This is a genomic window from Bradyrhizobium sp. B097 (genome assembly GCF_038957035.1).
In the GTDB taxonomy this organism is placed as follows: domain Bacteria; phylum Pseudomonadota; class Alphaproteobacteria; order Rhizobiales; family Xanthobacteraceae; genus Bradyrhizobium.
This window is the reverse complement of sequence record NZ_CP152412.1, coordinates 2,453,947-2,471,508: the sequence shown is the minus strand read 5'-3', so window position 1 is coordinate 2,471,508 and position 17,562 is coordinate 2,453,947. Positions and strand designations below refer to the sequence as shown.

The window sequence follows — 17,562 nt, the reverse complement described above, 5'->3', positions numbered from 1 at the left end:
CCCCAACTACCCCCAAGTTGACTATCGAAAACGCCCGCTCCCCACGGGCGTTTTCTTTTTGTGCGGGAGGTGGGGCGAACTCACTTCCCCGAGATGCGAAGCTGCCTCCACGTCATTGCGAGCGAAGCGAAGCAATCCACTGTCACCGCCGTTTGGAAAGATGGAATGCTTCGCTGCGCTCGCAATGACAGTGCGCCCCGCATTCAGTCGCTTGCTGCAAGGCGCAGATCTAACGCGGCGCGTTCGACGCGGGCGGCACGGTCTCGATCAGCTTGCCGGTGAAGATCGGCGCCGAGGTCGGCTGGCCATTCGGCGAGCCGCCGGCCTGCTCGACCGTCACCGCGTAGGTGGCGCCGTTGATCACGTCGGGATCGTAGCCCGACAGCACCGGGCGCGCGGTGAAATCATCAGCGCCGATCACGCCGAGCGAGCGCGGCTGCGGCAGCTTGTCGGAGATCAGCCAGAGCTCAAAGCTCTTGCCCGGCTCGGACGGAGCGCCGACCTTGCGCACGGTGAAATTCTTGGTCGCGCCGTCGATGGTCATGATGAAGGCCGGCCCGCCATTCTGTCCCTGCAACAGCGCGACATACTGCGCCGAAGGCGCGAGCGCCGGCGCCGGCGTCTTCACTTCCACGGTCTGGATGCGCGGCTTCGGACGGATCGCATTCGGCAACGCGTCGGGCCGGTAAATCTGCAGGCCGAGCGTCACCAGCAGCGCGGCCGCGATCGCGGTCGCGGCCGAGGCGATGCCGCGCCAGCGCTTCACGCGGCCCGCAAGCGCGATCATGTTGGTGCTGTCGTTGACGCCAAAACGTGGCTGGATTGCTGGCCGCCGAATCTCGGCCGGCTGTGGGATTTCTGATGGCTGAGCAGGCTCCGGATCGAACGCCGAGCCGAATCCAGGATCGTCGGTGATCGGCGGCGGTGTCACCGTCGCGGCCGGCGTCTCGGGCAATACCAGCGGCGCCTGCGGTGCGCCGGCATGGCCGATCGCCGCCTTGATGTTCTCCCAGACCACCGGGCGCGGCTCGACCAGGCCGACCATCTGGTTCAGCGGCCCGAGCCTGAACTCCCAGGCCTGCACGAGCGCGGCGAACCCGGTGTCGACGGCCATCATGGTCTCGACCTGCGCGCGCTCATCGGCATCGAGCGTACCGAGCGCATATTCCGCGGCGAGCGCGATATGGTCTTCGCTATAGGCCATCAATCAGAGTCCAAGACACTCCCGGATATCCATCAGGCTGCGGCGCAGCCAGGTCTTCACCGTGTTCACCGGTGTCTCGAACTTTGCGGCGAGCTGCTCGCGGCTCCAGCCGTTGTAATAGGCGAGCAGCACGAGCTTCTGACGATCGGGCTCCAGACGACCGACGCACTCCAGCAACCGCTTCAACTCTTCCGTCATTTCCCGCCGCGACAGCGGATCGGGCGAGTCGGCAGCGACTTCCATCGCCGCAGGCTCATCTTCCAGCGAGGACTCGCCTCGCTTGCGCACGACATCGATGGCGCGGTTGCGCGCGATCGACGCCATCCACGTAATCGGAGACGACAGGGCCGGGTTGAACTGCCCCGCGCTGTTCCAGATCTTGACGTAAGCCTCCTGAATGACCTCCTCGGCGAGGTCCTGACGCCGTAAGATACGGAGCACGACGCCAAAGAGTTTCGAGCGGGTCGCGGCGTACAGCCGCTCAAATGCGGCCTGATCCCCCTTCGCGACGGCGGCGATCAGCCAGACGAGCTCAGCCGGCGTCAGCATTCAGCGCCCTCCAAGCCTGCATCCCCCATCGCCCCATTGCCACCGCGCCGCCGATCATCATCTGGTCTGGACCGGTGGTAGCATATTTTGGGACAGCACGATCCGCCAAGTGGCCGAGAGACGGCCGGCTTGTGGACAGCGCCCAACAAAAAGCCCGGGCGATCGGCCCGGGCTCTCAAGATGGTCAGCGGAGGGAGCGAGGTATCAGGCGATGACGCCGAGCCGGGCCCGCATCAGGCCGATCGAATCCATGTCGGCTTGCTCGCGAGCGCTCTCCTCCGCGCGTTCGCGCGCCTGGTCGCGCTCGTCGAGCAGCTCGACCTTCTTCAGCTCCTCGAAGGCTTCCGACAGCAGCGCCTTGGCGTCGTCGAGCTGGGCACGCAGCTCGTCGGCCGAACGGGTCAGGTTCTCGCGGCGCTGGATCGCGGCCTTGGCGTAGGTGGGATAGGCGAAGTGCGAGGGATCATTGATCCCGGCGCGCTCCTGCTCGGTCTGGATCTCGCGCTCGAGCTCGACGGACATGCGCTGGAAGTCGGCGATCATGCCTTCGATCTGGGTAACCCGACGGCGCTTTTCATCGACCTGAAACTTCTTCAGGCGGATCAGCGTTTCACGTGACTTCATCGACTCATACTCCCCAGAAGTCCCAATTCTGAACGCGGGACAGAACCGGCTCCCCCCTGGGCCCCGCCGGCATAACTATGGTGTGCCGGGGATGATGGCCTGACAAAGTTAGCGTTCCGTTTCCAAACCCGACAGGATTTGAGCGAGTTGCCGGTAGCCGTCGCCGAGGCTGGTGGCCTCGTCCTTGGCCTGGCGCAGGAAGCTTTCCAGCGGCTCGTGCAGCCGGATCGCCTCGTCGACCTCGGGGCTGGAACCCGGCCGGTAGGCGCCGAGCCGGATCAGTTCCTCCATGTCGGCATAGGTCGCCATCACCTGCCGCGCCTTGTTGATGAAGGGCAGGAAATCGGGGTCGGCGGACCGCGGCATGGTGCGCGAGACCGACTTGAGGATGTTGACCGCGGGATAGCGGCCGCGCTCGGCGATCGCCCGCTGCATCACAATATGGCCGTCGAGGATGCCGCGCACCGCGTCCGCGATCGGCTCATTGTGATCGTCGCCGTCGACCAGCACGGTGAAGATCGCGGTGATGGTGCCGACGCCGCTGCCCGGCCCAGCCCGCTCCAACAGCTTCGGCAATTCGGTGAACACCGTCGGCGTGTAGCCCTTGGCGGTCGGCGGCTCGCCGGCCGAGAGGCCGATCTCGCGCTGCGCCATCGCAAAGCGCGTCACCGAGTCCATCAGGCACAGCACGTCCTGGTCCTCGTCGCGGAAATACTCGGCGATGGCGAGCGTCAGATACGCCGCCTGGCGCCGCATCAGCGCCGGCTCGTCCGAGGTGGCGACCACCACGACCGAGCGCGCCAGCCCCTCCTCGCCGAGATCCTCCTGGAGGAATTCCTGCACCTCGCGGCCGCGTTCGCCAATCAGCCCGATCACCGAGATCGCGGCATCGACATTGCGCGCCAGCATCGACAGCAGCACCGACTTGCCGACGCCGGAGCCCGCGAAGATGCCGAGCCGCTGGCCGCGGCAGCAGGTCAGGAAGGTATTAAGGCCGCGCACGCCGAGGTCGAGCGGCGGACCGACCCGCCTGCGCGAATGCGCCGGCGGCGGCGAGTTGCGGTAGGACATCGGCGAGGCGCCCTGCTGCAGCGGCCCCTTGCCGTCGATCGGCTCGCCCATCGCGTTGACGACGCGGCCGAGCCAGGCCGGCGATGGCCGCACCTGGCTCGCCGCATTGGCGATCACCGCGCGGCACCCGCGCCTGACGCCCTCAAGCCCGCCGAACGGCATCACCACCGCGTTCTCGCCGGAGAAGCCGATCACCTCGGCCGGGATGAAGCGGCCTGCGCCGACATCGATCACGATCCGGGCGCCGACCGACATCGCGTGAATGGGGCCGGCGATCTCGACCATGAGCCCGCGGACGCCGACCACACGGCCATAAATATTGACGCCGTCGATGTCCGCGATCTGCTCCGCGAGCGCCTTCATTGCGAAAACCTTAAGTTTCCGCAATTTTGCGCCGGCCGCTTAACTTCGTGTTTACCCGCATCATTAATCATTGCGTCACTGTCTTTGGTGACTGAGGTCGCTCGCCCATCAGAAGAAGGGCGAGTCGCGAGAGTCGGTTAGGCCCGGCTCTTAATGTGGAAACTGAACGAGCGCGGTTAGGAAAAGCTTCTTCTACGCAATATCTTAGGGCGATTCGACAAAAATTGCACGGTTAGAGCTTGCGTCGAGGAATCAGTTTTTGTTAACCATATCTCGTCAGGATCCGAATCAGTTGTTCAAAGGCGTTTTGTGAGTGCCGCAAGTGCGGCCGACCTGACGCCCGGAGCGGCGACTATAGGGGACTGGCATGCGCGTTTTGCTGATTGAAGATGATAGCGCCGTCGCGCAGTCGATCGAATTGATGCTCAAATCCGAGAGTTTCAACGTCTACACGACGGATCTCGGTGAAGAAGGCGTCGATCTCGGCAAGCTTTACGACTACGACATCATCCTGCTCGACCTCAACCTGCCCGACATGTCCGGCTACGACGTGCTCAAGCAGCTCCGGGTTTCGAAGATCAAGACTCCCATTCTGATCCTCTCCGGCCTCGCTGGCATCGAGGACAAGGTCAAGGGTCTCGGCGTCGGCGCCGACGACTACATGACCAAACCCTTCCACAAGGACGAGCTGGTCGCCCGCATCCACGCCATCGTGCGCCGCTCCAAGGGTCACGCCCAGTCGGTGATCCAGACCGGCGATCTCGTGGTCAATCTGGACACCAAGACGGTCGAGGTCGGCGGTCAGCGCGTGCACCTCACCGGCAAGGAATACCAGATGCTGGAGCTGCTCTCGCTCCGCAAGGGCACCACGCTCACCAAGGAAATGTTCCTCAACCATCTCTACGGCGGCATGGATGAGCCGGAGCTGAAGATCATCGACGTCTTCATCTGCAAGCTCCGCAAGAAGCTCGCCAACGCCTCCGAGGGCCGCAACTTCATCGAGACCGTGTGGGGCCGCGGCTACGTGCTGCGCGAGCCGCACGAGGCCGACGAGCGCATTCCCGCCTGACCTTCTGGCCCGCAGCGTTCCGACTTCGCTTTCGACTTGAGCCCCGCCGCAAATGGCGGGGTTTTTGTTTTTGGGGCTTACGCCACCGGGATCGCGGTCAAAGCGGCGAGCAGATCCGCGCCCTTCGGAACGCCGAGCCCGGTGCAGGCGCTCCAGCCGGGGCCGGCATCGTAGCCCTTGCCGCCGACGCGGTTGTTGCCCTGCACGACCGCACGGAATGCGCCGGGGTTGGCGTAAAGCGCAGCGTTGAGAAAGCCGATCTGCTCGCCGCGGGCGGCGACAGCTATCGCAACCAGCGCGGCCCATAGCGGCGTCGCGGCGCTGGTCCCGCTCATCGCCATCGCCTGTCCGTTGACCATGATGCGGTAGCCCGGGGTCGCCGCGGCCGCGCAGGCGACATCCGGGACGCCGCGCCTGATAGCGCCGTCGTTCTGCGATTTCGGCAGCGTCAAATGCGACTGATAATCGGGGACGGGAAACGCGTCGCTGATGCCACCGCCGGTGCCGACCGCGCCGGCGTTCCAGACCGCCTCCGCTGCGGCTGCCCCATTGCCAGCGGCAGATACGGGCTGGGTGCCGCCGCAGCTCGTCGCATAGGGGCTCGAGGCGGGAAACCAGACATGAAGTTTGCCGTCGGTCAGGCCGCTCGTCGCGAGCTGATCACCGGAGGCGAACAGCACGCTGACGCGCAGCCGCGCGGCATCGGCCAGCACGGCCTGCATCGCGTCGCGCCCCGGCCCGGTCCAATATTTCTCGGCACTGCCCCAGCTGACGGAGACCACCTGCGGCGCATGCTCTTCATCGAACACCGCCTGATGGATCGCGTCGGTCAGACCCGCAGCGGAGTTCTCGGCAAAGTAGACCACGATCTTGCCCTTCGGCAGCAGGCCGGCGAGCACCTGGAGATCGAGCGCGATTTCCTGATCGGCGATATCGTTGCTGCCGAAGCTGCCATCATTGCCGGTCGGCGGCACGTTAACGACCACTGGCGGCGGCCGGTTCATGCCGGCCACCGCCATGGCGAGATCGCTCGCGAGATAGCCGCCGCCGAGTGCGATGATGCCGACACAGATCGACGACACGTCGCGATCCAGCGGAATGCCGTAGCGGGCCGCGATGTCGGTCGGCCACAGCCCGCTGCCACTGCCCGTGTCGGCCTGGGCCTGCGCAAGCGGCGTCCTGGTCCGCAGCGGCCGCTGATCGAAGCCGAGAATGGCCCGGGTCCATGGCGCGATCTCGGCCGGCACCGTCAGGCCGCCGACGCGCGCGCGAAACGTGCGCTCGCCGTCGCGGTAGGTGCGAAGCGTCGCGCCGAAGATCTCGGCCATCTGCCGCGCCGTGCCTTCCAACTCGACCGTGCGCGCGACCGGATCGCTGCGGCCGACGGTCAAGCCCCGCTCTGCCGCCAGCCGCACCACGCGGGCGACGGCGCGGGCATGGCTGCGATGGCGCTGCGTCGCAAGCTGGTGCCGCGTGATCGGCCTGGCGAGCCGGGCGAGATCCCCGGCGCTGCCCGTCGGAAACTTGTCGGGGGTGCGCCGCTTCACATAGACCACGATGGGGATCCGCTCGTCGGGATCGACATCACCGACCAGCGTCGCACCGACAGGCGCGGCACGGTTGCTGCCGGCTAGCGGAACCCTGCGCTCGGAGGTGCCCGCCATCGATGCGATCTCACTTGCCGCTACATGGCGTCGGCTGCGCCGGAGTTTGCGTATCGTCGTAGGCACAGAACGGGATCGACCACACGAAGTCTGCCGCGGTCGCGATGCGGGTGAGTCCCGGCTTGCCTTCGAAGATCGGCGGCTGGCCCGAGAACTTCCAGTACCATTCGGGCAGCAGCGGCCCGAGCGGAGCAACCGGGCCATTCGGACCGAACGACAGGAATCCCGCCTGCGACGACGGCGTGCCGTCGGCCTTGAAGGCCGCGCGGCCGTGGCAGGTGATGCAGGACGACGTCGCGACGAAGCCGTCCTCGGTGACGGAATTGCCGACCCTGATGTCGAGCCCGACATTGTCGACGAAATCCACCTGCGAGCCCTTCAGGCAGTAATTGTTGTAGACCGGATCGATGTCCGCGCTCGACAGCATCGCCGTCAGCGCGGCCGTCTTCGCGCAATCCGGATAGCCCTGGCCGGCGGTCCGGTTCGACGGCACGAACGCGGTCTGCGCGCCGAAATTGTCACGACAGCCGATGATGTCGCAGCGGCCCGGATTGAAGCGGTGCTCGAATGTCGCCCAGGTCCAGTTCGGCACCTGCTTGCTGATCACATGCATCGAGACCAGGGCGTACTGCACGCCGGCCGCGCTGTTGACGTGATAGAGCTGCGGCACCTGCGCCACCGTCACCTTGTTGTTGGTGAATTGCGGAATGTCGCTGACCGGCAGCCAATTCCCCTTCACCTCGATGGAATCGACCGGAAACGACAGCGCCTTGCCGAATGCGGCTTTCACACCCGACAGCTTGTAGAGGTTGTTCTGGACGATGAAGTCGAACGTCGGCTTGTTGTGACGGGTCTCCTCCATCTGCCCCTGCGCGGCGCCCGGCGGCAGCGCCGGCAGCAATCCGCCGCTCTGCTGCACGCCTTCGCGCGCCACTTGCGGCAGGATCGGCGGGCGCAGCGACGGCGGCGTCGCGGCCGCCGGAAACTGCGGATTGGGCTGGAACAGATCGGTATCGCTTGCCCAGGTCTCGAACGTCGAATTGCTGCCGCCGGCGCGAGTGTTGGCCTGGATGAAGAGCTGCCAGGCGACCTGATCCGGCGCGGTCATCGCGGGATTCGGCGGCGATTGCGCTGCGGCCGGAAGCGCGGGAAGCACCAGCAGACCACAGACGAGCAGCGTGTCGATCGACCTTCTCATCTTGCTCTCCACATCGGGTTCATGGTTGGAATCCGTTCAAGGTTGGAATCCGTCCCCCATCCAGCTCGCATAGACATCGAGCGCGTCCTGCGACCATCGGTGACCGGGCGGCATGAAGCCGGACGACAGCGCAGCGAAGACGCGCCGTGCATTGGCGTGATCGGCAAAGTCATCATTAGCGGCCGGGTCGCAGATCCAGTCGGCGTCGCCGAGCCGAACGCCCTTTGGGGTCATGCAGGCGATGTCGCCCGGTCGAAACATCGGCAGGATGTCGTTGCCAAAGCTGGTCGTCATCGGGATCACCGAACCCATTCGCGACATGCACTTCTGGTTGCATATCGTATAGGCGACTATCGCAAGGTCCGCTGTGAAGCGGCTCACATCCTCGCGCAGCAATTTTCCGGCGGCCGTCCACGGACACCGTCGCCCACAGGTTGGATCGAACCGAAGCTTCGCGAACCGCGACCAATCAGCTATAGGATGACCATCTAGGGCTGTTCGGGCGCATCACATGATCCTGCAATCCCTCGCCGGCCTGCCGGCGTTCCTGGTCTATTTCTGCACGGCGCTGATTGCCGTGGTCGCCTACCTCTTCGTCTACACCCGCGTCACCCCGCATGACGAATTCCAGCTGATCCGCGACAACGATCCGGCGGCGGCGATCGCGCTGGGCTTGAGCCTGCTCGGCTTCGTGCTGCCGGTGGTCAGCGCCATCGCCCATTCCGCCAACGTGGTGGACTGCCTGATCTGGAGCATCATCGCGCTGATCGTGCAGATCATCGTCTATTACATCGTGAAGATCCCGGTGCCGAACCTGTCGGCGCGGATCGCCTCCGGCGAAATGGCGGCGGCGATCTGGCTCGGGCTGTCCTCGCTGGCCGCGGGCGCGCTGAACGCGGCCTGCATGATCTACTGAGCCATTGAGCCGAACCATGGCGCGCAAACCAAACCCGGAATTCGGCAAACGGCGGCCAAGCGTGCCGGCGGTGGCGACGCGACCGGAGCCGCCTTCCAAGCGCTCCAATCATGTCGCGCTGCTGATGATGGGCACGCTCGCGGTCGGCGGCGGCGCCTACGCGCTGATGCCGCGGCAGAATTGCCAACCCATCCAGGCGCCACCGGGCGTCACCGCGCCGGCCCCCCTGCAACCCGGCGCCGATTGCGCGCCGCGCAGCTCGTCGTCCGGGTCCGGCGGCAGCGGTGGTGGTGGTGGCGGCGGCTCGTCGCGCAGCAGCTTCTACAGCGGCAGCTCCTCGTCCGGCGGACCTTCATCCTCGTCGAGTTCATCGTCAAGTTCGTCGGTGAGCCGCGGCGGCTTCGGCTCGTTCGCGCATGCGTTCGGCTTCGGCGGTGGCTGAGAAGCACTTTGCCGTGTCGTCATGCGCTTTCGCTTGCCCGGCGATCGGAGCTGATGGACACTCGGCGCGGCTCCGCAGAAGGCAAGGATCGCGTCCATGAAACGCTCGCGACGGGTCTGGCTGAAATTGATGGGAAGCGTCGCGATCGGCGCAGCCTCGATCGGCCTGACGCCAGGCCAGGCCCGCAGTCATCACCATGCCGGGCACAAAGCCAAGCGGAAGCCCGAGCAGATATCACCCTCCGGCGGCTTCGGCGGTGCGCCACGCAGCATCGCCCGCTACGACAACGGTCCCTCGCATGGCGGCGGCTGACACCGAGCCGACACGCATCGTCTGAAGATCACGGACCCCTTCATGCAACGCATCGTATGTTCCGAGCGCGACGATTGGCAGGCAACCGCCGAAAGCGCCGGATTCACCTTCCACACCATCGACGGTGAACGCTACTGGGACGAGCGCGCCTACTACGCCTTCACGCTCGACGAGATCGAGCGCGATATCGAGGCGCCGACCGGCGAGATCGACGCGATGTGCCTCGAGCTCGCCGGACGCGCGATCAAGGATGAACAATATCTGCGCCGGCTGAAAATTCCGGAAGCGTTCTGGGACCTGATCGCGGCGAGCTGGCGCCGCAAGGAGCCGAGCCTCTACGGCCGGCTCGATCTCAAATTCAGCGGCAGCGGCCCGGCCAAGCTGCTCGAATACAACGCCGACACGCCGACCTCGATCTTCGAGGCGGCGGTGTTTCAATGGACCTGGCTCGAACAGGCGATCGAACGCAACATCATCCCGAAGCGCGCCGACCAGTTCAACTCGATCCACGAGGCGCTGATCGAGGCCTGGAAGACGATCGGCGCGACGCACCCGCTGCATCTCACCGGGCTGACCGGCAATGCCGAGGATGCCGGCACGCTCGCCTATCTCGAGGACACCGCAGCGCAGGCCGGGCTGAAGACCACGCTGCTCGACATCGAGCAGATCGGGCTGCGCAGCGACGGCCAGTTCGTCGACCTCGACGAAAGCCCGATCGCGCTCGCCTTCAAGCTCTATCCATGGGAGTGGATGTTCCACGACGCGTTCGGCAAGAACCTCGGCTCGGCGCCGACGCAATGGATCGAACCGCCATGGAAGGCGATCCTGTCCAACAAGGGCATCCTGCCGCTGTTGTGGGAGCTGTTCCCGAACCACCCCAATTTGCTGCCGGCCTATTTCGAGGACGATCCGCAGGCTGCGCAACTCGGCACCTCGTTCGTGCGCAAGCCGATCTACTCGCGCGAGGGCGCCAATGTCGAACTGGTCAGCGCCGGCATCACGCTGGTCGCGGAGCAAGGTCCCTACGGCGCCGAAGGCTTCATCCGGCAGGCCCTCGCGCCGCTGCCGAATTTCTCCGGACAGTACCCCGTGCTCGGCAGCTGGCTGGTCGACCACACGCCCTGCGGGCTGTCGATCCGCGAGGACGAGAACCCGATCACCGGCAACACATCGCGCTTCCTGCCGCACGCGATTTTGTAAGGTTGTAGCCGCACACGCCTCTCGCGGCCCGTCATCCTGAGGTGCGAGCGGGGCGCGCCTCAGGATGACGGGTCAGGCAGCTTCGCGCCGGAAAGAGTCGGCCTCAACGCGCCGCGGACGCGACCGCCTTCAGCACATGCGCGGCGCCCGCGCGCGCGACTGGCGCGGTGCTGGACTGATAGAGCCCGCGGCGGTCCGGATAGGGCCTGAACAGATTGGTGATGCCGACCACGGATTCTGCCGCGCCAAGCGCCAGCACGCCATCAGGCTCGAGCATCCGGGAGATCTTGCCGAAGATCCCTGCCTTGGTTTGCTGATCGAAATAGATCAGCACGTTGCGGCAGAAGATCACGTCGAAAGTGCCGAGATGCGAGATGTCCTGCAGCAGATTGAGCTGACGATGCTGCACCATGCCGCGGATATCGGCGTTGAGCTGCCAGAGCTCGCCCTTCTGCACGAAGTGCTTGACCAGCAGCTGGATCGGCAGGCCGCGCTGCACCTCGAACTGGCTGAACAGGCCGGCCTTCGACTTTTCCAGCACCGCCTGCGACAGGTCGGTGGCGACGATCTCGATGCGCCAGCCGGTGAACAGCGCGGTCATTTCCTTCAGCAGCATCGCGATCGAATAAGGCTCCTGCCCGGTCGACGAGGCCGCGCACCAGATGCGCAAGCTACGGCGCGCGGCGCGCGCCTGCGCCAGCGCCGGCAGCACCGCGTCCTTCAGATGATCGAACGGGATCTTGTCGCGAAAGAAGAAGGTCTCGTTGGTGGTCATCGCTTCGACCACCTCCGACGTCAGCATCTCGGCGCCGCCCTTCATCTTCTGGACCAGTTCGGGAATGCCGGCGAGGTTGGACCGGCGCGCCAACGGCAGCAGGCGGCTCTCGACGAGATATTGCTTGTCGGCCGACAGATCGAGGCCGGAACGTTCCTTCAGCAGCTTGCGCAGATACTCGTAGTCCAGCGGCGTCACGGACGGTCTCCCGCAAACACGCGAACAAGCTTCGATCCGATCTGATTGAGCGGCAGCACGGCGGCGCAGATGCCGGCATGGACCGCGGCACCAGGCATGCCCCACACCACGCTGCTCGCTTCGTCCTGGGCGATCACGCTGCCGCCGGCGGCGACGATGTCCTTGCCGCCGCGCATGCCGTCGGAGCCCATGCCGGTCAGGATCACCGACATGATGCTGCCCTGCCAGACATCGATCGCGGAGGTGAACATCGGATCCACCGCGGGCTTGCAGAAATTGACCGGCGGCCCGTCGTCGAGCGCGATCGTGGCATCGATGCCGTGGCGGACGATCCGCATGTGGCGTCCGCCCGGCGCCAGATAGATCTGACCCGGCCTGATGCTCTCGCCGTCGATCCCCTCATGCGCCGGCCGCTTGCTGGTGCGCGCCAGATGCTCGGCGAGAATGGTGGTGAAGGTCGGCGGCATGTGCTGGGTGATCAGCACCGGGACGCGGTCGATCACCGGGCCGATCTCTGCGACCAGCGACATCAACGCCTGCGGGCCGCCGGTGGAGGAGCCGATCAGCAGCACCTTCGGCTGCAGCAGGCCGAACGAACGGCGCGTGATCTGGGCGGGCGCCGCGGGCGCTGCTGCGGGGGCCAGCCCCGGGCGCGGCTTGTCGTGTCCGGGCGCGAGCGGCGGGCTCACCGCCGTATGCACTATGCTGCGCCGTGCCTTGGCGCCGAGATGACGGATCTTCTGGATCAGGTCGTGGCGGAAGGTTTCCGCGGCGGTCGCCTCGCGCGTGCTCTCCGGCTTCGGAATGTAGTCGGACGCGCCGAGCGAGAGCGCCTTCAGGCTGATCTCCGCATTGCGGCGGGTCAGCGTCGAGGCCATGATGATGACGAGGTCGCGCTTCTTCGCCAAGAGCTGCGGCAGCGCCGAGATGCCGTCGAGGTCGGGCATCTCGATATCGAGCACCGCAACGTCGGGGTTGAAGCGCTCGAGCTGGTTCACGGCATCGAGGCCGGTGCGCAGCGAGGCCACGACCTCCATGTCGGGTTCGGCGCCGATCCAGCGCGAGATCATCCCTCGGATGACCACGGAATCGTCGACGACCATCACCCGCACCTTGTCGGAACGGGTCGATGTCGGGACCGCAGTACTTGTCAACGCAACACTCATGACTTCACCAGCGACGCAACACGACGCACAACAACCGTTGAGCCGAAGGCTTCTGCCGCCGGATCGAACGTAGAAACCTAAATCAGCATGATCTTCTCGGAAAACCGGTTCCCACTTTTCCGATCATGCTTTAGATCAAACCGACTTCCTGGAACTTCGCGGTGACGATGTCCCGGTCGAACGGCTTCATGATGTATTCGTTGGCACCGGCATGCAGCGCGCGTGCGATATGCGCGACGTCATTCTCGGTGGTGCAGAACACGACCTTCGGCTGATCGCCGCCCGGCATCCGGCGGAGATTGCCGAGGAACTCGTAGCCGTCCATGACAGGCATGTTCCAGTCGAGCAGCACGGCCTCGGGCATCGCGCGCTTGCAGGCCTCGAGCGCCTTGGCGCCGTCCTCGGCCTCGACGATCTGGAAATCGAGCCCCTCCAGGATACGGCGGGCAACCTTGCGAATGACGCTTGAGTCATCGACAACAAGACACGTTCTCATCTGCGACCTCTACTTCCTCATCCCCGGAGGGATGTTTCAGTTCTTCGATTCAGTCGGCCCGTCTCAGGCCGCTTTGGCATCAGGCACCAGTTCGAGCACGCGATCGACATCGAGGACGACCATGAGCTGGCCGTCGAGGCGGTGAACGCCGCCGGCGAGCCTCGCCATGCGGGGATCGAGGTTGACCGGATTGTCCTGGCGGCTGTCGTCGGGCAGCCGCAGCACCTCGCCGATCTGGTCGATCAAGAGGCCATAGGATTCACCGCGCTGGTCGACCCCGACCGCCATCGGCGGCTTGCCGTCGTCGGCCTTCGGCAGGCCGAGCCGGGCGCGCATGTCGACCACGGTGACGATGCGGCCGCGCAGGTTGAGCACGCCGGCGATCTCGCTCGAGGCCAGCGGCACCCGCGTCAGCCGCTCCGGCATGAACACGTCCTGCACCCGCGAGATCGGCAGGCCGAACAGCTGCCCGCCGATCACCGCGGTGACGTATTCGGCCATCGCGCCTTCACTGGTCTCGATCTTGCTCGTCATCAGTTCTGTTCCTTGCATCCCTTTGTTTTGAGCATGATCCGATCGGAAAACCGGTTCCCACTTTTCCGGATCATGCTCTAGGCGGCCCGGCGCAGTTCGGCGGTCTGCTCTTTCAGCGCCGCGATCAGCCCGGGACGATCGAACTTGGCGACATAGTCGTGGAAGCCGGCCTGGCGGCCACGCTCGATCGCCGCCGGCGACACCATCGCCGACAGCGCGATGATCGGCAGCCCGATGAGGTTGTGGTCACTTCGGATGTTCTCGGCGAACTCAAAGCCGTTCATCTCGGGCATCTCGATGTCGGTCAGCACGACGTCGAAGGCCTGTCCCGAGCGCAGCGCGGCGAGCCCTTCCTGGGCGTTCGGCGCGGTCCGCACCTTGTAGCCGGCGGCTTTGAGCACCGGCGCCAGCATGTTGCGGAAGAACGCTGAGTCGTCGACCAGCAGCACCGACTGCGCCGAGGCCGACGGCCGCATCTCCTTGCGCGAGAACCAGTCGGCAAACGCCATCGGCAGGAAGTGGCCGACGTCGATCACCTCGGTGGCCTGGCCCTTGATCACGGCCGAGCCCAAAATGCCGTCCTGGGAGCCCGCGACCTCGATGTTGAGCCGCTCCTCGACGATGTCGATGATCTCGTCGACCACGAGCCCCATCGAGCGGCCGTCGTCGGCGAACACCAGGATCGGCTGCGCGCCTTGGGTCTGCACCTCGACGCCGGCCATCTGCACCAGCGGCATCAGCTGCTCGCGGTACTGCACCATGTAGCGGCCGTTGGAGAGCTCGATCTTGTCGGTTGCGATCTCTTCCAGCCGGGTGACGAGGCCGAGCGGCACCGCCTTGGGCTGCGAGGTGCCGGCGCGGAACACCAGCAGCGAGGTGAGCTGCTCGCCGCTCGAGGCATGCGCCGCGGCATTGTCGTCGGCCATGTCATGGGCCGAGGAGCCGGACGCGCCGAGCGCCTTGGCAATGCCGTTGGGGTCGATGATCATGATCACGGCGCCATCGCCCAAAATGGTGTTGCCGGAGAACATGTCGATGTGCCGCAGCTTCGTGGACATCGGCTTGACCACGATCTCCTCGGTGTGGAACACGCCGTCGACCACGATGCCGAAGGTCTGGCTGCCGACTTGGGTGACCACGATGAAGCCGTTCTCGGCATCTGAGGTGGCGCCGTCGTCGATCTTGAGCAGCTTCTTGAGGTGGATCAGCGGCAGCAGCTTGTTGCGCAGCCGCAAGACTGCGGTGTCCTTGATCCGCTCGATGCGGTGCTCGGAGTTGGCGCGGGCCCGCACCAGCTCGACCACCGAGAGCTGCGGGATGGCAAAGCGGTCGCCGCCGGCTTCCACGATCAGCGCGGAGACGATCGCCAGGGTCAGCGGGATCTTGATGGTGACGGAGGCGCCCTCGCCGGCCACGCTCTTGATGTCGATGGTGCCGCCGATCTGGTCGATATTGGTGCGCACCACGTCCATGCCGACGCCGCGGCCGGACACCGAGGTCACTTGGGCGGCGGTCGAGAAGCCCGGCGCGAAGATGAACTTGTGGATCTGGGCCTCGGTCATCTTCTCGAGCTCGGCCTCGGTGACGAGACCGTTCTGGAGCGCCTTGGCCTTGATCCGCTCGGTGTTGAGCCCGCGGCCATTGTCGGCGATGCAGATGATGATGTGGCCGCCTTCGTGATAGGCGGAGAGGCGAATGGTGCCCTGTTCGGGCTTGCCGCTAGCGACCCGCTCGGCGGTGGTCTCGAGGCCATGATCGGCGGAGTTGCGCACCATGTGCGTCAACGGATCCTTGATCAGGTCGAGCACCTGGCGGTCGAGCTCGGTGTCGGCGCCGTGCATCTCCAGCTCGATCTGCTTGCCGAGTTCGCCGGAGAGGTCGCGGACGATGCGCGGCAGCTTCTGCCAGGCATTGCCGATCGGCTGCATCCGCGTCTTCATGACGCCTTCCTGCAGCTCGGCGGTGACGTTGGAGAGCCGCTGCAGCGGCACCTTGAACTCGGTGTCCTCGTTGCGCCTTGAGATCTCCAAGAGCTGGTTGCGGGTCAGGACCAGCTCGGAGACCATGGTCATCAGGTGTTCGAGGGTGTCGACGTTGACCCGGATCGACTGGTTGGCGATCTTGTCGCCTTCCTGGACATCCTCGGTGGCGGCCTTGCGGGCCGGTTTCTTTGCGGCCTCGGCCGGCTCGGCTGCGGTGGCTGTGGCCACGGGCTTCGCGACCGGCGCGGGTGCCGGTGCTGCGACTTCGGCCTCGGTCTCGCGGAAGGCGCGCTCGAGCTCGTCGAGCGAGACCTCGCCCGGGCGCAGCGGGCGCTCCAGCGTCTGCACCACCAGCGTGCCTTCTGTCATCGCCGCCTGCACGGATGGAGATTCAACGACAGGTATGTCTTCAGGAGCAGCCTCACCGGCCGCCATGGCCGCCATGCCGCGCTCGACCATCGCCTCGAGCTGATCGATCAGATCGCGGTCGTTGCCCTCAGGCTCGGCCTCGGTCGCCTCGAGCCCGCCAAGGATCTCCTTGATGCGGTCGATCGAGGACAGGATCAGCGTCACGGCTTCCGCCTTCACCGGCATGCCGTCGCGGAATTTGCCCATCAGGGTCTCGCCGGCATGCGCCAGCGCTTCCAGCCGCGGCAGCCCGAGGAAGCCGCAGGTGCCCTTGATCGTATGCACAAGGCGGAAAATATTATCCAGGATCTTCGCGTTGTTCGGATCCTGCTCGAACTGCACCAGCTGGTTGTCGACCGTGTCCAGGCTCTCGCTGCTCTCCGTCAGGAACTCGCGCAACAGATCGTCCATGAAACCAACCTTCGAAAAACGCCGAAAACGCTGCGGCGCGCGACATCGACGCGCCGGCCGGAACTTAGGTCAGCTTCTCCGCAAAGCGTTTAAGTTTGGTTGAGTAATTGGAAAAGAACGGGATCAACAAAGAGATAAGGCCGCACGATCGAATCGCGCGGCCGGACGTAACCTTTGCTTAATGATGTTCCCGCGGCCGCGTTCAGGACGCCAAGATAACGACCTTGTCGCCGTCGAGCGCGAGCGTCACTTTCAACCCGCAGGCTTCGGCCAAGAGGCGCGTGTAATGCGGCTGCACGGCATGCGCATCGACCGTGTTCGACGAGCTTGCATTGAGCAGGTCGACGATGTTCTGCGGCACCCGCGCATGGAGGCCCGCGGCCAGAATGCGGAAGCTCATCGTCTCGCCCTCGCCGACCGGATCGATGGTGAGCGTGCCGCCGCGCGGGATGGTCTGCTGCGCAATGACCAGCATGTTCAACAGCAGCTTGACCCGGTTCTTGGGCAGCAGCAGCCGCGGCAAATTCCAGGTCAGCGTCACCTTGCCGTCCTCGATATGCCCCTTCGCCATGTTCTGGGCATCGCCGAGGTCGATCTGCGCGCCGGAGGAACCCGCGGCACCGAACGCCAGCCGGCAGAACTGCAGCCGCGCCGAAGCGGTCTTGGCGCTCTTGCGGATCAGATCGAGCGCGAAATCGCGGTCTTCGGGCTTGGGATTGTCGTCAAGCACCTCAAGCCCATTGACGATCGCGCCGACCGGACTGATGAGATCGTGACAGACCCGCGAGCACAACAGCGCCGCGAGTTCGAGTGCGTCGGGAGCGGGACCGGGAGACGAAGTGCCAGACATCAATTGTTTCCTGGAAAGCCGCACGCCGCGGGAGGAGTGCGAATCACGCATGCCTGTCGGCTTGATACACCGCGCAGACGGATGCTGCCAGCTTGCGGCGGGACTGATAAAGCATGATCCGGACCGGAAC

At 65.3% G+C, this 17,562-nt stretch carries 18 protein-coding genes; 5 read left to right on the top strand and 13 right to left on the bottom strand.

What is annotated here, in order from left to right:
• Positions 1-229: 229 nt before the first annotated feature.
• The 4 genes from AAFG07_RS11510 to fliI form a co-directional block, all read right to left on the bottom strand.
• Complete coding sequence (locus AAFG07_RS11510) at positions 230-1,204, bottom strand: anti-sigma factor (protein ID WP_342727363.1); 975 nt, start codon at positions 1,202-1,204, stop codon at positions 230-232.
• 3 nt (positions 1,205-1,207) lie between these two features.
• The gene (locus tag AAFG07_RS11505) at positions 1,208-1,753 is read right to left on the bottom strand and encodes a sigma-70 family RNA polymerase sigma factor (protein ID WP_342727362.1); all 546 of its coding nucleotides are present in this window, start codon (positions 1,751-1,753) and stop codon (positions 1,208-1,210) included.
• Between the two features lie 204 nt (positions 1,754-1,957).
• On the bottom strand, positions 1,958-2,377 hold the full coding sequence (fliJ, locus tag AAFG07_RS11500) for a flagellar export protein FliJ (RefSeq protein WP_021081901.1): 420 nt from the start codon (positions 2,375-2,377) through the stop codon (positions 1,958-1,960).
• Positions 2,378-2,485: 108 nt separating this feature from the next.
• Positions 2,486-3,811 carry a flagellar protein export ATPase FliI gene (gene fliI, locus AAFG07_RS11495; protein ID WP_342727361.1) on the bottom strand — a complete coding sequence of 442 codons (1,326 nt, stop codon included), beginning with the start codon at positions 3,809-3,811 and terminating at the stop codon, positions 2,486-2,488.
• Between the two features lie 367 nt (positions 3,812-4,178).
• Here fliI and AAFG07_RS11490 point away from each other — a divergent pair, with 367 nt between their 5' ends.
• Positions 4,179-4,880 carry a response regulator transcription factor gene (locus tag AAFG07_RS11490; protein WP_016848562.1) on the top strand — a complete coding sequence of 234 codons (702 nt, stop codon included), beginning with the start codon at positions 4,179-4,181 and terminating at the stop codon, positions 4,878-4,880.
• 77 nt (positions 4,881-4,957) lie between these two features.
• Here AAFG07_RS11490 and AAFG07_RS11485 read toward each other — a convergent pair whose 3' ends face one another.
• From AAFG07_RS11485 to AAFG07_RS11475, 3 genes are read right to left on the bottom strand one after another with little or no spacing between them, the layout of a single operon-like run.
• Positions 4,958-6,544, bottom strand: a complete 1,587-nt coding sequence (locus AAFG07_RS11485) for a S53 family peptidase (protein ID WP_342727360.1) — start codon at positions 6,542-6,544, stop codon at positions 4,958-4,960.
• A 10-nt stretch (positions 6,545-6,554) separates the two neighbouring features.
• On the bottom strand, positions 6,555-7,742 hold the full coding sequence (locus AAFG07_RS11480) for a hypothetical protein (RefSeq protein ID WP_342727359.1): 1,188 nt from the start codon (positions 7,740-7,742) through the stop codon (positions 6,555-6,557).
• 36 nt (positions 7,743-7,778) lie between these two features.
• Entirely contained in the window at positions 7,779-8,036 is a 258-nt protein-coding gene (locus AAFG07_RS11475; protein ID WP_092116416.1) for a hypothetical protein, read from the bottom strand.
• Between the two features lie 217 nt (positions 8,037-8,253).
• On the opposite strand from AAFG07_RS11475, the gene AAFG07_RS11470 reads away from it, so the two are divergent.
• The 4 genes from AAFG07_RS11470 to AAFG07_RS11455 all read left to right on the top strand — a co-directional run bounded on the left by AAFG07_RS11470 (position 8,254) and on the right by AAFG07_RS11455 (position 10,612).
• The gene (locus AAFG07_RS11470) at positions 8,254-8,658 is read left to right on the top strand and encodes a DUF350 domain-containing protein (RefSeq protein WP_024583958.1); all 405 of its coding nucleotides are present in this window, start codon (positions 8,254-8,256) and stop codon (positions 8,656-8,658) included.
• Between the two features lie 16 nt (positions 8,659-8,674).
• Positions 8,675-9,100 carry a hypothetical protein gene (locus tag AAFG07_RS11465; protein WP_342727358.1) on the top strand — a complete coding sequence of 142 codons (426 nt, stop codon included), beginning with the start codon at positions 8,675-8,677 and terminating at the stop codon, positions 9,098-9,100.
• Positions 9,101-9,196: 96 nt separating this feature from the next.
• The gene (locus tag AAFG07_RS11460) at positions 9,197-9,412 is read left to right on the top strand and encodes a hypothetical protein (protein ID WP_342727357.1); all 216 of its coding nucleotides are present in this window, start codon (positions 9,197-9,199) and stop codon (positions 9,410-9,412) included.
• A gap of 42 nt (positions 9,413-9,454) precedes the next feature.
• Positions 9,455-10,612: a glutathionylspermidine synthase family protein gene (locus AAFG07_RS11455; RefSeq protein ID WP_342727356.1), complete on the top strand. Its 1,158-nt coding sequence runs from the start codon at positions 9,455-9,457 to the stop codon at positions 10,610-10,612.
• A gap of 103 nt (positions 10,613-10,715) precedes the next feature.
• Here AAFG07_RS11455 and AAFG07_RS11450 read toward each other — a convergent pair whose 3' ends face one another.
• The 6 genes from AAFG07_RS11450 to AAFG07_RS11425 form a co-directional block, all read right to left on the bottom strand.
• Positions 10,716-11,585, bottom strand: coding sequence for a protein-glutamate O-methyltransferase CheR (locus AAFG07_RS11450; RefSeq protein WP_342727355.1), 870 nt, complete (start codon positions 11,583-11,585; stop codon positions 10,716-10,718).
• On the bottom strand, positions 11,582-12,751 hold the full coding sequence (locus AAFG07_RS11445) for a chemotaxis response regulator protein-glutamate methylesterase (RefSeq protein ID WP_342727354.1): 1,170 nt from the start codon (positions 12,749-12,751) through the stop codon (positions 11,582-11,584). The genes AAFG07_RS11450 and AAFG07_RS11445 overlap by 4 nt, the downstream gene beginning before the upstream one ends.
• A gap of 130 nt (positions 12,752-12,881) precedes the next feature.
• The gene (locus AAFG07_RS11440; protein WP_018273268.1) at positions 12,882-13,247 is read right to left on the bottom strand and encodes a response regulator; all 366 of its coding nucleotides are present in this window, start codon (positions 13,245-13,247) and stop codon (positions 12,882-12,884) included.
• A 63-nt stretch (positions 13,248-13,310) separates the two neighbouring features.
• Positions 13,311-13,781, bottom strand: a complete 471-nt coding sequence (locus AAFG07_RS11435; protein WP_342727353.1) for a chemotaxis protein CheW — start codon at positions 13,779-13,781, stop codon at positions 13,311-13,313.
• 77 nt (positions 13,782-13,858) lie between these two features.
• Positions 13,859-16,582, bottom strand: coding sequence for a hybrid sensor histidine kinase/response regulator (locus AAFG07_RS11430; RefSeq protein ID WP_342727352.1), 2,724 nt, complete (start codon positions 16,580-16,582; stop codon positions 13,859-13,861).
• 202 nt (positions 16,583-16,784) lie between these two features.
• Positions 16,785-17,432 (bottom strand): histidine phosphotransferase family protein, encoded by a 648-nt coding sequence (locus AAFG07_RS11425; RefSeq protein WP_342727351.1) that lies wholly within the window; start codon positions 17,430-17,432, stop codon positions 16,785-16,787.
• Positions 17,433-17,562 lie beyond the last annotated feature (130 nt).

Excerpts from the sequence above, each read along its gene's own strand:
- AAFG07_RS11510 (WP_342727363.1), bottom strand. The coding sequence starts at position 1,204 with ATGGCCTATAGCGAAGACCATATCGCGCTCGCCGCGGAATATGCGCTC.
- AAFG07_RS11505 (WP_342727362.1), bottom strand. The coding sequence starts at position 1,753 with ATGCTGACGCCGGCTGAGCTCGTCTGGCTGATCGCCGCCGTCGCGAAG.
- fliJ (WP_021081901.1), bottom strand. The coding sequence starts at position 2,377 with ATGAAGTCACGTGAAACGCTGATCCGCCTGAAGAAGTTTCAGGTCGAT.
- fliI (WP_342727361.1), bottom strand. The coding sequence starts at position 3,811 with ATGAAGGCGCTCGCGGAGCAGATCGCGGACATCGACGGCGTCAATATT.
- AAFG07_RS11490 (WP_016848562.1), top strand. The coding sequence starts at position 4,179 with ATGCGCGTTTTGCTGATTGAAGATGATAGCGCCGTCGCGCAGTCGATC.
- AAFG07_RS11485 (WP_342727360.1), bottom strand. The coding sequence starts at position 6,544 with ATGGCGGGCACCTCCGAGCGCAGGGTTCCGCTAGCCGGCAGCAACCGT.
- AAFG07_RS11480 (WP_342727359.1), bottom strand. The coding sequence starts at position 7,742 with ATGAGAAGGTCGATCGACACGCTGCTCGTCTGTGGTCTGCTGGTGCTT.
- AAFG07_RS11475 (WP_092116416.1), bottom strand. The coding sequence starts at position 8,036 with ATGACGACCAGCTTTGGCAACGACATCCTGCCGATGTTTCGACCGGGC.
- AAFG07_RS11470 (WP_024583958.1), top strand. The coding sequence starts at position 8,254 with ATGATCCTGCAATCCCTCGCCGGCCTGCCGGCGTTCCTGGTCTATTTC.
- AAFG07_RS11465 (WP_342727358.1), top strand. The coding sequence starts at position 8,675 with ATGGCGCGCAAACCAAACCCGGAATTCGGCAAACGGCGGCCAAGCGTG.
- AAFG07_RS11460 (WP_342727357.1), top strand. The coding sequence starts at position 9,197 with ATGAAACGCTCGCGACGGGTCTGGCTGAAATTGATGGGAAGCGTCGCG.
- AAFG07_RS11455 (WP_342727356.1), top strand. The coding sequence starts at position 9,455 with ATGCAACGCATCGTATGTTCCGAGCGCGACGATTGGCAGGCAACCGCC.
- AAFG07_RS11445 (WP_342727354.1), bottom strand. The coding sequence starts at position 12,751 with ATGAGTGTTGCGTTGACAAGTACTGCGGTCCCGACATCGACCCGTTCC.
- AAFG07_RS11440 (WP_018273268.1), bottom strand. The coding sequence starts at position 13,247 with ATGAGAACGTGTCTTGTTGTCGATGACTCAAGCGTCATTCGCAAGGTT.
- AAFG07_RS11435 (WP_342727353.1), bottom strand. The coding sequence starts at position 13,781 with ATGACGAGCAAGATCGAGACCAGTGAAGGCGCGATGGCCGAATACGTC.
- AAFG07_RS11430 (WP_342727352.1), bottom strand. The coding sequence starts at position 16,582 with ATGGACGATCTGTTGCGCGAGTTCCTGACGGAGAGCAGCGAGAGCCTG.
- AAFG07_RS11425 (WP_342727351.1), bottom strand. The coding sequence starts at position 17,432 with ATGTCTGGCACTTCGTCTCCCGGTCCCGCTCCCGACGCACTCGAACTC.